The organism is Blautia aquisgranensis (assembly GCF_040096615.1).
Classification (GTDB): Bacteria; Bacillota; Clostridia; order Lachnospirales; family Lachnospiraceae; genus Blautia_A; species Blautia_A aquisgranensis.
In genome coordinates, this window is the sequence record NZ_JBBMEJ010000011.1 from 56440 (window position 1) to 72403 (window position 15964).

Here is a 15964-nt window from a genome sequence, read left to right on the forward strand (position 1 = left end):
AGGTGATCGTGGGTGACGAATATCCAGAGAGCATTCTGCGTGGTGTTAAGCCTGGTCTTTCTTTGTGTTGTGGCCGCGCTTCCGGGAGATTTTTTCAGGCATGGAGAGATATACAGGCAGCTGCCGCTGTACTGCTTTCTGGAAAAGAAGGCTTTGCAGGAGGAAAAGGGCAGGGATCTGGAAACGGAGATGCTTTTGCAGGAAAAAAATGCAGAGCATCTTGGGGAGGAAGTCCAGGCGGAGAACAAAAAAGAACAGGAGGAACTGCTTCTGGCGGAGGTTCGGGAGGCTGAGAAGGAAGAAAGTGCAGATCGTCAGGTGCAAAATGAAACAGAAACTGAAAAGAAACAGCCGGTAACAGGAAAAGAACAAAATGGGCAGGGAAAATCAGAAGAAACGGATACAGAACAGTTAAAAGGAAAGACAGAGAAGCAGTCGCCAGAAACGCCCGGAACAAAATCAGCCGCAGACAGCAAGGAGACTGTGGCGCATCCACAGATTGATCTGTCCCCGGCAAAACTTGCGGATTTTGATTATGTAATGAATCAGTTTTTTATTCTGGATTCCAATACGGTGACGAATGCAGGGCAGATCAGCGGGACAAGGTTTTTGAAAAAGGATCTGTCCATAAAACAGGACGGAAAAGTACCACAGATCCTGATCTATCACACCCATTCCCAGGAAACTTTTTCGGATTCCAGGGAAGGTGAGGTGGAGGATACGATCGTGGGAGTGGGGAATTATCTAACGGAGCTTCTGGAGAAGGATTACGGTTACAAGGTGATCCATGTGACAGATGCTTTTGATCTGATGGGCGGGCAGCTGGACCGGAGCAAAGCCTACGATTATGCAAGAGCTTCCATAGAAAAGGTTCTGGAGGAGAATCCTACAGTTGAAGTTGTCATTGATCTTCACAGGGATGGCGTGCCGGATGACCGTCATCTGGTGACGGAGATCGACGGAAAGCCAACAGCGCAGATCCTTTTTTATAATGGGTTGAGCTATACAGTCAGTCAGGGCGCGGTCAGTTACCTGCCAAACCCTTACATAGAAGATAACCTGGCATTTTCTTTCCAGCTGGAATACCAGGCAGCGCAGTACTATCCGCAGTTTTACAGGGGAATCTATCTGGCAGGGCTACGCTATAATCTCCATTTAAAGCCCAGGGCACTTCTCCTGGAAGCCGGAGCACAGACCAATACAGTTCAGGAAGTCCGAAATGCCATGGAACCTTTTGCAGATATCTTAAACAGAGTGCTGAAAGGCAGTGACAAAAACGGATAAAATATGATATGATAAAAAGAAGTATGGCAAAATATGCTTTTTTGCCTGCAACAAGAGAAACTTAAGGAGGATTTCCTGAATGATAGACCAGAGTAAAATTCGAAATTTTTGTATCATTGCACATATTGACCACGGAAAATCGACTCTTGCAGACCGTATCATCGAGATGACCGGGCTTCTCACAGAGAGGGAGATGCAGGCACAGGTTCTTGATAATATGGAGCTTGAGAGAGAGCGTGGAATTACCATCAAATCCCAGGCGGTTCGTATTGTATACAAGGCCAAGGATGGAAATGAGTATATTTTTAACCTGATCGATACTCCCGGACATGTAGATTTTAACTATGAGGTTTCCCGAAGTCTGGCAGCCTGTGACGGCGCGATCCTTGTTGTGGATGCTGCACAGGGTATAGAGGCACAGACCCTTGCCAATGTATATATGGCACTGGATCATGACCTGGATGTGGTTCCGGTCATTAACAAGATCGACCTTCCCAGTGCGGATCCGGAGCGTGTTATCAATGAGATCGAGGATGTGATCGGAATTGAGGCACAGGATGCACCGCAGATCTCTGCAAAGACCGGCTTAAATGTAGATCAGGTTCTGGAGCAGATCGTAAATAAGGTTCCGGCACCACAGGGCGATGTGGATGCACCGCTGAAAGCACTGATCTTTGACTCGGTTTATGATCCGTATAAGGGGGTTATCGTATTCTGCCGAATCAAGGACGGCCGTGTGAAAAAAGGTACAAAGATCCACATGATGGCGACCGGCTTTACCACCGAGGTCGTTGAGGTGGGATATTTTGGCGCAGGCCAGTTTATTCCATGTGATGAGCTGACAGCAGGTATGGTTGGATATATCACAGCCAGTATCAAAAATGTCCGTGATACCCGTGTAGGTGATACGGTAACAGATGCAGAGAATCCGTGTGCAGAGGCACTTCCCGGATATAAGAAGGTTAATCCAATGGTTTACTGCGGTCTTTATCCGGCAGATGGTGCCAAGTACGGTGATCTTCGTGATGCCCTGGAGAAGCTTCAGTTGAATGATGCGTCCCTTTACTATGAGCCGGAGACATCGGTTGCACTGGGCTTTGGTTTCCGCTGCGGTTTTCTAGGACTTCTTCATCTGGAGATCATCCAGGAGCGTCTGGAAAGAGAGTACAACCTTGATCTGGTAACGACTGCACCAAGTGTTATCTATAAAGTATACAAGACAAACGGCGAAGTGATCGAGCTGACGAACCCGACCAACCTTCCGGATCCGTCTGAGATCGAATATATGGAAGAGCCGATGGTTAAGGCTGAGATCATGGTGACAACAGAATTTATCGGTGCGATCATGGATCTCTGCCAGGAGAGACGTGGCCAGTACGAGGGCATGGAATATATGGAAGAAACACGTGCACTTCTGAAATACAGACTTCCGCTGAATGAGATCATCTACGATTTTTTTGACGCGCTGAAATCCCGTTCCAGAGGATATGCTTCCCTGGATTATGAGCTGGATGGCTATGAGAGAAGTGAGCTTGTGAAGCTGGATATTCTGGTAAATAAGGAAGAGGTGGATGCACTTTCCTTTATTGTACATGCAGATACAGCCTATGAGCGTGGCAGAAAAATGTGCGAGAAGCTGAAGGATGAAATTCCGAGACAGCTTTTTGAAATCCCGATCCAGGCAGCCATCGGAAGCAAGGTTATTGCAAGAGAGACGGTACGGGCTATGCGTAAGGATGTGCTTGCCAAGTGCTATGGTGGTGATATTTCCCGTAAGAAAAAGCTTCTTGAGAAACAGAAAGAGGGTAAGAAGCGTATGCGCCAGGTAGGTAACGTTGAGATCCCGCAGAAAGCTTTCATGAGTGTTCTGAAGCTGGATGACAAATAGGAGATGACTTTTTGGAAAAAAATATAAAAAGACTGTTTCTGGCAGCAGGACTTCTGGCTATATCAGGAGCTCTGCTCACCGGATGCGGTTCAAAGAAAAAAACAGATGCAGCGGACAGTGTGATCAAGATCAGCACGGCACCGGAGCCCACCGTTACACCAGATCCGAAGACGGTAGATCCGGACGCGGTGACAACGAATGGAAATCTGACCATGGTAAACGAGTATCTGGCTGAAAATGGCGGAAAGTCACTGGGCGCGGATGCCGTGACACCAACACCTGCAGGGGCATCGGATACTGCCGAGGCAGATTCCGGAAGTGATAATAGCGGTTCTGACGATACTGGGGCAGACAACAGCGATACAGGAGAGGGAGATACGGATGGAGAATAGGGCAAAAAAGCCTCTGGAGCTTTATATCCATATTCCTTTTTGCGTGAAAAAATGCGATTACTGTGATTTTCTCTCGGGTCCTGCGGGAAAAGAGCGGCAGATGGAATATTTTCGAGCACTGCAGCGTGAGATCTCTGCAGTGTCCGATTTTTCGGACAGAGAGATCACTACAGTTTTTATTGGCGGAGGAACTCCTTCCGTGCCGGATCCTGCTCTTGTGGGAGCAGTTCTGGATCAGATCAGAAATAAGTTTTTTATGGCCCCGGATGCTGAGATCACGATCGAAGCGAATCCGGGGACTTTATATAAAGAAAAGCTTCAGGAATACCTGGCACATGGGATCAACCGTCTGAGTCTGGGATTGCAGTCGCCGCAGAACCGGGAGTTGAAGCTTCTGGGACGTATTCATACGTGGGAGGATTTTCTGGAGAGTTTTTCTCTGGCAAGGGAAGCGGGATTTTCCAATATTAATATCGATCTGATGAGCGCGATCCCGGAACAGACTTATGAGGGCTGGATCCACAATCTCCGCACAGTGGCAGAGCTTTCGCCGGAGCATATCTCCGCTTACAGCCTGATTGTGGAAGAGGGAACTCCTTTCTGGGAAAAAGATCTGAAACTGCCGGACGAGGATACAGAGTACCGGATGTATGAGGATACGGCTGCTGTTCTGGGAGAATTCGGATTTCATCAGTATGAGATCTCTAACTATGCAAAAAAAGATCTGGAGTGCCGGCACAATAAGGGTTACTGGCAGAGAACTGATTATCTGGGGCTGGGACTTGGAGCTTCTTCACTTCTGGATCATGTGCGGTTTTCCAATACGGATCGCATGGAGGATTATATCAGAAACAGTGCTTTTCCGGAGAAGATTCGCTGCAATTTGGAGACACTTGGCGAGGCGGATGAGATGGCGGAATTTATGTTTCTGGGGCTTCGTATGGCGGAGGGCGTATCTTTTCAGGCGTTTGAGGAATATTTCGGGAAAAATATGGAAAGCATTTACGGGGATGTGCTGAAAAAACATCTTTCAATCGGCATGCTTGAGAAAAAAGACGGCAAAGTATTTCTGACGCGTAAGGGAATTCACGTGAGTAACGGAGTGATGGCGGATTTCCTGCTGTAAAAAATATGTCGAATTTTTCAACTTGACGAACGGATGTTCTGATTGTATACTGTAAAAAAGATAAGATATCTACGAAGTATGAGATAGAGAAGCATTATAATATACGCCTGAAATAGGGCAGATCACAGCGGGACATGTAGCATATGACCCGGATAGAGCAGGAGGCAGAAGTGTCAGCAGAGATTAAAGATAAGAAGCGTTTTATCAGAATACGTGGAGCGAATGAGAATAACCTTAAGAATCTCAGTGTGGATATTCCCAGAGATCAGTTTGTAGTCCTTACTGGGCTCAGTGGTTCCGGTAAGTCGTCCCTGGCTTTTGATACCATTTATGCAGAGGGACAGAGACGATATATGGAATCACTTTCTTCCTATGCGAGGCAGTTCCTGGGACAGATGGAGAAGCCGGATGTGGAGAGTATCGAGGGACTTCCGCCTGCCATCTCCATTGATCAGAAGTCGACCAACCGGAATCCACGTTCTACTGTGGGTACTGTAACAGAAATCTATGATTATTTCCGTCTGCTGTATGCACGGGTGGGCATACCACACTGTCCGAAGTGCGGGCGTGAGATCAGTAAGCAAACAGTAGACCAGATGGTAGACCAGATCATGACACTTCCGGAGCGTCAGAAGATTCAGCTTCTGGCACCGGTAGTCCGTGGCCGTAAGGGAACGCATGCCAAGCTTCTGGATCAGGCCAGAAGAAGTGGTTATGTGCGTGTGCAGATCGACGGGAACCTTTATGAGCTTTCTGAGGAGATCAAGCTGGATAAGAATATCAAGCATAATATTGAGATCGTGGTGGACCGTCTGATCGTGAAGCCGGGAATCGAGAAACGCCTTTCGGATTCGATCGAGACGGTTCTGGAGCTGGCGGACGGACTTCTTGTGGTGGATACCATGGACGGGAAGCTTCTGAACTTCAGCCAGAGCTTTTCCTGCCCGGACTGTGGTATCAGTATTGATGAGATCGAGCCGAGAAGTTTTTCATTTAATAATCCTTTTGGTGCCTGCCCGCAGTGCCTTGGTCTGGGATATAAGATGGAATTTGATGTAGATCTGATGATCCCGGATAAGAAATTGAGTATCAATGAAGGTGCGATCGCAGTTCTGGGATGGCAGTCCTGCACCACGCAGGGAAGCTTTTCCAGAGCGATCCTGGATGCACTGGCACGGGAATATGATTTTTCACTGGATACTCCTTTCTGCGAATATCCGAAGAAGATCCAGGATATTCTGCTCCATGGAACTGGCGGTCATTCAGTGAAGGTGTATTATAAGGGGCAGCGTGGAGAAGGTGTCTATGATGTGGCATTTCCGGGCCTGATCCGGAATGTGGAGCAGAGATACCGTGAAACTGGCTCTGAGACCATGAAGCAGGAGTATGAGAGCTTTATGCGGATCACGCCGTGTACCGCATGTAAGGGACAGCGACTGAAGAAGGAATCACTTGCTGTAACAGTGGCAGATAAGAATATTTATGAAGTAACGAACATGTCTGTGGAGAAGCTGCTTGCATTTCTGAAGGATATGAAGCTTTCTGCTCAGCAGGAGCTGATCGGTAAACAGATCCTCAAGGAGATCCGGGCGAGAGTCGGATTTCTGTCAGAAGTAGGGCTGGAATATCTTTCTCTTGGAAGAGCCACAGGAACGCTTTCCGGAGGAGAGGCACAGAGAATCCGTCTTGCCACACAGATCGGTTCCGGACTTGTGGGCGTTGCTTATATTCTGGATGAGCCGAGTATCGGACTTCATCAGAGAGATAATGACAAGCTTCTGGGAGCACTTATGCGGCTTCGTGATCTTGGAAACAGCCTGATCGTGGTAGAACATGATGAGGATACCATGTGTGCGGCAGACTGTGTGATCGATATCGGCCCGGGTGCAGGTGAGCATGGAGGTCAGCTGGTTGCCATGGGAACAGCTGAGGATCTGATGAAGAATGAGAATTCTGTTACAGGTGCTTATTTAAGCGGCAGACTTAAGATTCCGGTGCCTGAGGTACGTAAGGAGCCGACTGGATTTCTTCATATTAAAGGAGCTGCTGAGAATAACCTGAAGCATATAGATGTGGATATTCCGCTGGGCGTGATGACCTGTATCACCGGTGTCTCCGGCTCAGGCAAGAGTTCCCTGGTCAATGAGATCTTGTATAAGAGACTGGCAAGAGATCTGAACAGAGCCAGAGTGATCCCCGGAAAGCATGATGACATTCTGGGAATTGACCAGCTGGATAAGGTGATCAATATTGACCAGTCTCCGATCGGAAGAACTCCCCGTTCCAACCCGGCTACGTATACAGGGGTTTTTGACCAGATCCGTGATCTGTTTGCTGCCACAGCAGATGCCAAGGCTAAAGGCTATAAGAAAGGCCGTTTCAGTTTTAATGTGAAGGGCGGAAGATGTGAGGCCTGCAGCGGCGACGGAATCATCAAGATCGAGATGCATTTCCTGCCAGATGTGTATGTACCGTGTGAGGTATGTAAGGGTAAACGTTACAACAGAGAAACACTTGAGGTTAAATATAAGGACAAGAGCATTTATGATGTGCTGAATATGACTGTGGAGGAGGCACTGACTTTCTTTGAGAATGTTCCATCTATCCGAAGGAAGATCGAGACTCTGTACGATGTAGGACTTTCCTATATCCGTCTGGGACAGCCTTCCACAACGCTCTCCGGAGGAGAGGCACAGCGTATCAAGCTGGCCACAGAGCTCAGCAAGCGCAGCACAGGTAAGACGATCTATATCCTGGATGAGCCGACGACAGGACTGCATTTCGCAGATGTTCATAAGCTGATCGAGATTCTGCGGCGTCTGTCAGAAGGCGGCAATACAGTAGTAGTTATTGAACATAATCTGGATGTGATCAAGACTGCGGATTATATCATTGATATCGGTCCGGAAGGCGGTGACAGAGGCGGAACCGTGATCGCCAAGGGAACTCCGGAAGAAGTTGCAGACAGCCCTGTTTCCTACACCGGAAAATATGTCAAAAAATATCTCGAACAGAAATAACCCGCAAAAGTTCTTTTCAATTTCCGATGTTTTGTATATAATAGTTGAAGTATACAGAAAAGAATGTTGTTGTGAACGGAGTGAACCGTAACAACACAATAAGTTATAATATGCGCTGTGCAGTCTGTAACACTTCAGATATTATTTACCAGATATTTGCCGGAGCTTCTTATCACAAGGGCTGTGGTAGATTGTCTGGATTCATGGAGTGTATCAGAATCGCAGACGCAGGCAGGAGGATTTATGCCGGCAAAGGATATCGGAATTGATCTGGGAACCAGAAACAGTCTGGTTTTTTCCACAGGAAAGGGAATCGTTTTAAGGGAACCATCTGTGGTTGTTTATGATAAAGATACAGAGAAGATCAGAGCGATCGGAGAGGAGGCCAGACAGATGGCCAGCCATCTTACATCCAATATGGAAGTGATATGGCCAATCCGAAGAGGCGTGATCGTTGATTATAATGTAATGGAGAAGATGCTGAAGTATTTTATCGCGCAGGCGATGGGACGGCGGGCGTTCCGTAAGCCACGTGTCAGTATCAGTGTTCCAAGCGGAATTACAGAGATTGAGCGTAAAGCCATGGAAGAAGCGGCGTATCAGTCCGGAGCGAAGGAGGTTTTCCTTGTGGAAGAGCCGATCGCTGCTGCGATCGGTGCAGGTGTGGATATCACCAAGCCTTTTGGTAATCTTATTGTGGATATCGGTGCAGGAACTACAGATGTAGCTGTAATATCGGTAGGTGGTGTGGTCGTTTCAACTTCTGTGAAGGTGGCAGGCGATAATTTCAATCACGCAATCATGAATTATGTGAGAGAGAAACACAGTCTTTTTATAGGAGAGGATACTGCTGAGAATATTAAGATCAAGATCGGAACTGCCAGTGAGGAAGCAGATCTTCGGACAATGGAGGTCAAGGGAAGAAATATCATCACCGGACTTCCAAAGGTAGCAACGCTGACTTCTGAGGAGATTCGCACTGCGCTTCGTGAGACAACAGGACAGATCGTGGAGGCAGTACATGGAGTTCTTGAGAAGACTCCGCCTGAACTGGCGGCAGATATCATGGACAGAGGAATCGTTCTTACAGGTGGCGGTGCAATGCTTCACGGAATGGATACTTTGATCGAACAGAAGACAGGTGTAAGCACATTGACGGTTCAGGATGCGATGCTGGTAGTTGCTGCCGGAACTGGAAGATATGCGGAGATCATGTCAAGAATGTAAATTTCTACAAAGTCATAAGGTCTTTTTGGAGACTGCTTTTGGTAGCGGCAGAGCAGACCGGATGGACGATCAGATAAGGCGCTGCAGCAGGCAGTGCCTTTTATATTATGGAGAATAAGATGAGTGAAACAGTTACAGGATATATAGATCATGTGATCTTCCGAAATGAAGACAATGGTTATACAGTCATGGTCATCAAGGGCACAGAGGATGACAAGGAGCTGACCTGCGTGGGAACGTTTCCGGCACTTACCCAGGGGGCATCCATTGAAGCCACCGGAAACTATACAACACATCCGGTATATGGCAGGCAGTTTCAGATTTCTGCCTATACGGAAAAAATGCCGGAGGATGCGCTGGCTATGGAACGTTATCTTGGTTCCGGTGCAATCAAAGGAATCGGTGCAGCACTGGCTGCCAGGATCGTGCGGAGATTCGGGGATGATACCATGCGGATCGTTGAGGAAGAACCGGAACGTCTTGCAGAGATCAAGGGCATTAGTGAGAAGAAGGCATTGGAGATCGCAGAACAGATGACAGAAAAGGCGGACATGCGCCGTGCCATGATCTTTTTGCAGAAATATGGGATCTCGCTGAATCTGGGAGCGAAGATCTATCAGAAGTACGGACAGTCGGTATATGGGGTACTCCAAGAGAATCCCTACCGCCTGGCTGAGGATATCAGCGGAGTTGGTTTTAAGATCGCAGACGAGATTGCTTCCAGGATCGGAATCCATACAGATTCAGATTACAGAATAAGAAGTGGCATGTTGTATACTCTCTTACAGGCTTCCGGGGAGGGACATACTTATCTTCCCAAGGAGGAACTTTTTTCCCGGGCATCACAGCTTCTGGGAGTAGATCCTTCCTATATGGAGAAGCATCTTATGGATATGGTAGTAGACCGTAAGCTGGTCGCAAAAGAGACAGAAGCGGGAACTGTCGTTTATCCGACACGGTATTATTATCTGGAGCTGAACACAGCGAGAATGTTGTGTGAACTGAATATCCTCTGCCCGGAGGATGAGCAGATGATGAAGAAACGGATTGCCAGGATCGAGAAGGAAACAGGAACAGAGCTGGATGAGATGCAGCGTCAGGCTGTTGCGGCAGCTGCACAGCATGGACTCTTTGTTCTTACCGGAGGTCCCGGAACCGGAAAAACTACCACGATCAATGCAATTATCCGCTATTTTGAGGAAGAAGGAGCTGAACTTCGGCTGGCTGCGCCTACCGGGCGTGCAGCCAAACGAATGACAGAAGCCACAGGCTATGAAGCACAGACGATTCATCGGCTTCTGGAGCTGAACGGAATGCCGGAAGGTGAGCAGGAAGGAAGAGCAGTACATTTTGACCGCAATTCTGAGAATCCGCTGGAAGCAGATGTGATCATTATTGATGAAATGTCCATGGTAGATATCGCACTGATGCATTCCCTTCTTCTGGCAGTGACAGCAGGAACCAGACTGATCCTTGTGGGTGATGAGAATCAGCTTCCAAGTGTGGGACCGGGAAATGTGCTGCATGATATCATTCGAAGTGGTGCTTTTCCTGTGGTAGAGCTTACGAAGATCTTCCGTCAGGCATCGGAGAGTGACATTGTAGTAAACGCCCATAAGATCAACCGGGGAGAGCAGGTGACGATCAACAATAAAAGCCGGGATTTCTTTTTTCTGAAGCGCTATGATGCGGATATTATTATCCGTGTGGTGATCGCGCTGATCCAGGAGAAGCTGCCACGCTATGTAGACGCAAAGCCCTATGAGATCCAGGTACTTACTCCTATGCGAAAAGGTCTTCTCGGAGTAGAAAGGCTGAATCAGATTCTGCAGAGATATCTGAATCCGCCGGATGAGAAGAAGAAAGAAAAAGAAATTGGGCAGCGTCTTTTCCGCGAGGGCGATAAGGTGATGCAGGTGAAGAATAACTATCAGCTGGAGTGGGAGATCCTTGGCAGATACAAGATTCCTGTGGATAAGGGAGTTGGCGTATTTAACGGGGATACCGGTATTATGGTGGAGATCAATGAATTTGCCGAGACAGCTACAGTGGAATTCGAGGATGGCCGCCGTGCGGAATATTCGTTCAAGCAACTGGAGGAGCTGGAACTGGCCTATGCGGTGACCATACATAAGTCGCAGGGATCGGAATATCCGGCAGTTATTTTGCCGCTGCTGTCAGGACCGCGAATGCTGATGAACAGGAATCTCCTGTATACAGCGGTAACCAGGGCAAGGAAATGTGTCACAGTAGTGGGAAGTGAGAATACTTTTGCAGAGATGATCCGCAATGAAAAACAACAGAAGCGTTACAGTTCACTGGATCTGAGAATCCGGGAAATGGAGGAAGCAGAGGATTAAAAGGAGAGCGTTATCGGGGAGAAAGGATCTTTTTGAGAAAAACTGCTGATTTTTTGCTGGATATGCTTTATCCGAAGAAATGTCCCATGTGTCATGAAGTACTGAAAGATAAAAAACTTCTTATCTGTGAACGGTGTGCGGGCAGAATCCGTCCGATTTCCGGTGCCTTGTGCATGAAATGCGGAAAGCCGGTGAAAATGGAAGAAGAATATTGCCCAGTTTGCCGGAATGGTAACCGTTATTTTTCAGAGGGGAGAAGTATTTTTCCATATGGGGAATTATGGCGTCAGTCGTTAGTGAGATTCAAGTATTATGGCTGTCGTGAGTATGGTGATTTCTATGCAAAAGCCATGAGCGTTTACGGGCGGAAGTATCTGGAACGTTGGAAACCACAGCTGCTCGTGCCGGTACCGCTCCATCCTTCCAAGAAAAGAATGAGAGGTTTTAATCAGTCTGCATACCTGGCAGAGAAGCTGAGTGTATTTACCGGAACCCCCTGGGATGACAGTCTGGTGATTAAGATCCGCCGGACGCGCTCTCAGAAGAAACTAGATGCAGTTCAGCGTCGGAACAATCTGAGAAAGGCGTATCGCGTTAGCAGGAAGCTTTCAGATGTAACGGTCCTAGTGGTAGATGATGTATACACGACAGGGAGCACGATGGAAGCGATGGCTATGTGTCTTCTTGAGGCTGGAGCACGGGATGTTTACTTCCTTACAGTATGTGCAGGAAGGCTTTGAAAGCCCAAAAAATACTTTTCATAGGTAGTGATCTATGCTACAATAAATTTGATTGCAGTTAAATAGTATTGCTGCATGGAGAAGCGAAATGCGAATTATATATATCAGGATTTTTTCTGATAAGAAAGCTTATGAGGAGTAATTTATGGTAAATGAAGAAAAGGTGAAGGTTATGAACCGCCTGGCCATGTATGAGCATGGCGAAGGCAGGAAATATCTTCCGGTGAGCAGATTTTACCGGAGCGATTACATTGGTCTTGCGCTGATCAAGAATTTTTTTCTGGTGACGATCGGCTATATGCTGGGACTTGCCGGAGTGGCGGCATATTTCAGCGAATATCTGATGGATAATGTGAATAAGATCAATCTGGTTACTGTGGCAATCTACATCGTAGTCGGATATCTGATCATACTGATTGCCTATTCAATACTGACCTACATCCAGTATTCTGTAAAATACTCCCGTGCTAAGAAGAGCGTGCGGGAATATTATCAGGATCTTACCAGACTGGAAAAAATCTACGGACGGGAAGATAAGAGAATTCCGGTCCGGAGAAATGCAGGAGGAAATAAAAAATGACAGCTTTACTTGAAATCAAACAGAATATCAAAAAATTCTACGGACAATATGAAGTATATATACTGCCGGTTCTGAAATTTATTCTGGCATTTGTTTATTTTCTCTGGATCAACAGTAATATGGGATATATGAAGCAGCTGGATAATATTTTTGTTATCCTGATCCTGGCACTGGTATGTTCGATTCTTCCCACATCTGTGATGCTGTTTATCGGATTTGTGCTTATGATCGGACATTGTTATGCTGTAAGCATGGAAGTAGCCGGATTTATGTTGGTTCTGGTCCTGTTTATGATGATCCTGTTTCTGAGATTCAGCGGATCACAGAATCTTGCGATGATTCTGACACCGCTTTCTTTTGGATACAGTGTTCCGGCGCTTCTTCCAATCGGATCCGGTCTTTTAGGCAGTGCACTTTCTTCACTTCCGGCAGGATGTGGTGTAGTGATTTATTATTTTATCCGTTTTGTGCATACACAGTCTGCTGCATTAAGTGATCCGGATACAGAGATTGCGGCCAAAATTAAGCTGCTTTCTGACGGACTTGTACAGAACTGGGCAATGTGGATTACAGTGGTTGCGTTTGTTGCAGTTGTTCTTCTGGTGAACCTTCTGAGAACACGTTCTTTTGACTATGCATGGAGGATTGCAATTATCGCAGGTGGTGTGACTTATATTCTGGTCATCCTTGCCGGAGATTTCTGCTTTGATGTGACAGTGTCCATGGTTCCGATGATTATTTCTACAGTGATTTCAGTTCTCATTGGGTTTGTGATGGAATTTCTGGTATTTGGAGGAGACTACAGCAGAACAGAACGTCTGGAATATGAGGATGATGAGTATTATTACTATGTAAAGGCGGTACCGAAGGCTGTTGTTGCAACTTCTGAGAGAAGCATCAAGAAGATCAATGCAGAGCCTGTACGCGAAGAAAAAAAGAAAGAAGAATCTGTTCTTTCATACAACAGGAAGGACAAAAAGGAAAAACTTTCAGAACGGAAAGAACAAAAAACAGTACAGAAACCGGGGAAATTTTCAGAAAGCACAGTGATTGAAACACCGAAGGAGGTTGATGAGATCGACTTCGAGAAACAGCTTGAAGAGTCACTGAAAGATCTTTAAGTCATTGGTAAGATAGTTTCTTTTAAATGGATCGGGAAGAAAGGAGGAAGTTATGCAGAATATTCTTGCAATTCTTGGCGAATATATCGGAAAGATTACCTTGCCGGGAATTGGAGTGATAGATATTATTGAGATTGGACTGATTTCCTTTTTTGTATATCAGTTTATGGCTTGGATCAAATTTACTAGGGCGTACACACTGCTGAAAGGTATTCTGGTAGTGCTTGCTTTTATCCTGATCGCATATATATTTAAGATGAATACGATTCTGTGGATATTCCGGAATCTGGCCAATGTCCTGGTAATTGGTGTGATTGTAATCTTTCAGCCGGAGCTTCGACGGGCTCTGGAACAGCTCGGACAGAAGAAAATTGTTTCAACTATTATTCCGTTTGATACAGGCAGGGAAGTAAAAGAACGATTTAACGATAAGACAATCAATGAACTGGTCAAAGCCTGCTTTGATATGGGAGAGGTTAAGACGGGTGCACTGATCGTTATTGAAAAGGAGATACGTCTGGATGAGTATATCCGTACAGGTATCAATATTGATGGTATTCTTACCAGTCAGCTTCTGATTAATATTTTTGAGCATAATACACCCCTTCATGACGGTGCGGTAATCGTCAGAGGAAATCGGGTAGTAGCTGCAACTTGTTATCTGCCGCTTTCAGATAATATGGAACTGAGCAAGCAGTTGGGAACAAGGCACAGAGCAGGAGTAGGCATCAGTGAGACTACGGATTCCCTTACGATCATTGTTTCCGAGGAGACAGGGCAGGTTTCTGTTGCACAGGAAGGAACTCTTTCCAGGGGTCTCAACAGTAAGCAGTTAAGAGAAGTACTTGTTTCTGCCCAGAATAAGAAGGTGGTTGATAATAACAAACTGAGAAGTCTGCTGAAAGGGAGAGTGAAACATGAAGAAAAATCTGACTAAGAATATCCCTTTGAAGATTATGTCTGTTATAGTTGGTATTCTGGTCTGGCTGATCGTGGTAAATGTGGATAATCCTATTGTTACAAAAGGCTTCGTGATCACAGATGTGCAGATTATCAATGAAGCCTATGTTGACCAGCTTGGTCAGATGGTCATGCAGGATGACAGAGAAAATTCAGTACGTGTTTATATTACAGGTGAGCGAAAAACAGTCAATCGTCTCACCTCAAGTGATATTAAGGCAGTTGCGGATCTGCAGCAGGCGGAATCCATAGATACAGATCCTGTGATGATTCCGATTGTAGCTACGTGTCAGGGAATACTTCCGGAGAACATAAAAGTATCTCCACAGAATCTGAGTGTTCATCTGGAAAAAAAGGTCACTAAGGAATTTGCAATCAATGTAAGCAGCGGTGACAGCAAAGCTGCACAGGGAATGGAAATTGCTTCTCTTACAGCCAATCCGGAAAAAGTCCGGGTTACAGGACCGGAATCACTTGTTGGTAAAATAGACGGTGTGAGTGTAGATGTGAGTTCAAAGGTGGATGGAATTGCACAGGATACTACGATCACAGATGCTGAGATGACTATTACAGATAAGAATCAGGACACACTTTCATCTAATTCCATGAGTTATCTTAAATTTGATAATAACGGAAAGGTCAATGTTACAGCGAAACTCTGGAAGGTACGATCTGATATAAGAATCAGTGCCGGATATACAGGTGAGCCGGCGGAGGGTTACACAGTAGACAGTGTTACTACTGTTCCGGAGACTTTCAGTGTGGCCGGCAGTGAGGAAGCTCTCAATAATCTGAAACTTCAGGGAAATACAATTTATCTTGACAATGAAAACGTAGATATTTCCGGAAAGAGCAATGATGTTGAGAAGAAGATAAATTTGGCGGAGTTGCTTCCGGAAGGTCTGAAGCTGACATCAGGTTCAAGTGAGGATCTGTGGATAACAGTTAATATTTTGCCTGAGGGCAGCAAGATATACAGTTTCCCTACAGAAGATATTAAAGTAAAAAATCTGCCGGATGATCTGCAGATGGCTTTTGAAGTAGCGGATGTGGAATTGAAAGTGCAGGCTGAAGATGGTGATCTTTCAAAATTTAACCTGAAATCAGTGAGTGCATCACTTTCTATGGACGATTGGGAAGAAGGAAGCTATGAAGTACCGATTAAGGTTAATCTGCCGGACGGCTATAAGCTTCTGGAAAAAGCGACTGCTGAGATCAAAGTTTCAAAGGTTTCCAATGCGGATGCCGAAAACAGTCAATAGTAGA

12 protein-coding genes are annotated in these 15964 nt (G+C 46.1%); all 12 read left to right on the top strand.

Features of this window, described 5'->3' with window-relative positions:
- Positions 1-12: 12 nt before the first annotated feature.
- The 12 genes from WMO28_RS10215 to WMO28_RS10270 all read left to right on the top strand — a co-directional run bounded on the left by WMO28_RS10215 (position 13) and on the right by WMO28_RS10270 (position 15960).
- Positions 13-1284 carry a stage II sporulation protein P gene (locus WMO28_RS10215; RefSeq protein ID WP_349056912.1) on the top strand — a complete coding sequence of 424 codons (1272 nt, stop codon included), beginning with the start codon at positions 13-15 and terminating at the stop codon, positions 1282-1284.
- Between the two features lie 79 nt (positions 1285-1363).
- Positions 1364-3172 (top strand): translation elongation factor 4, encoded by a 1809-nt coding sequence (gene lepA / locus WMO28_RS10220; RefSeq protein WP_178645387.1) that lies wholly within the window; start codon positions 1364-1366, stop codon positions 3170-3172.
- Positions 3173-3183: 11 nt separating this feature from the next.
- Positions 3184-3564 (top strand): hypothetical protein, encoded by a 381-nt coding sequence (locus WMO28_RS10225; RefSeq protein ID WP_349056913.1) that lies wholly within the window; start codon positions 3184-3186, stop codon positions 3562-3564.
- Positions 3554-4690, top strand: coding sequence for a radical SAM family heme chaperone HemW (gene hemW / locus WMO28_RS10230; protein ID WP_349056914.1), 1137 nt, complete (start codon positions 3554-3556; stop codon positions 4688-4690). The genes WMO28_RS10225 and hemW overlap by 11 nt, the downstream gene beginning before the upstream one ends.
- A 143-nt stretch (positions 4691-4833) precedes the next feature.
- The gene (gene uvrA, locus WMO28_RS10235) at positions 4834-7710 is read left to right on the top strand and encodes an excinuclease ABC subunit UvrA (protein ID WP_349056915.1); all 2877 of its coding nucleotides are present in this window, start codon (positions 4834-4836) and stop codon (positions 7708-7710) included.
- 243 nt (positions 7711-7953) lie between these two features.
- Complete coding sequence (locus WMO28_RS10240) at positions 7954-8937, top strand: rod shape-determining protein MreB (protein WP_178645394.1); 984 nt, start codon at positions 7954-7956, stop codon at positions 8935-8937.
- Positions 8938-9056: 119 nt separating this feature from the next.
- On the top strand, positions 9057-11297 hold the full coding sequence (gene recD2 / locus WMO28_RS10245) for an SF1B family DNA helicase RecD2 (protein WP_349056917.1): 2241 nt from the start codon (positions 9057-9059) through the stop codon (positions 11295-11297).
- A gap of 32 nt (positions 11298-11329) precedes the next feature.
- Positions 11330-12037 (top strand): double zinc ribbon domain-containing protein, encoded by a 708-nt coding sequence (locus tag WMO28_RS10250; RefSeq protein WP_349056918.1) that lies wholly within the window; start codon positions 11330-11332, stop codon positions 12035-12037.
- Positions 12038-12182: 145 nt separating this feature from the next.
- A complete protein-coding gene (locus tag WMO28_RS10255) occupies positions 12183-12617 on the top strand; it encodes a hypothetical protein (protein ID WP_178645391.1) in 435 nt (144 codons plus the stop codon).
- Positions 12614-13738 (top strand): hypothetical protein, encoded by a 1125-nt coding sequence (locus WMO28_RS10260; protein ID WP_349056919.1) that lies wholly within the window; start codon positions 12614-12616, stop codon positions 13736-13738. Before WMO28_RS10255 ends, WMO28_RS10260 begins: the two co-directional genes overlap by 4 nt.
- 52 nt (positions 13739-13790) lie before the next feature.
- A complete protein-coding gene (cdaA, locus tag WMO28_RS10265) occupies positions 13791-14675 on the top strand; it encodes a diadenylate cyclase CdaA (RefSeq protein ID WP_178643437.1) in 885 nt (294 codons plus the stop codon).
- Positions 14656-15960: a CdaR family protein gene (locus tag WMO28_RS10270; RefSeq protein ID WP_178643439.1), complete on the top strand. Its 1305-nt coding sequence runs from the start codon at positions 14656-14658 to the stop codon at positions 15958-15960. Before cdaA ends, WMO28_RS10270 begins: the two co-directional genes overlap by 20 nt.
- The last annotated feature ends 4 nt before the right edge of the window (positions 15961-15964 follow it).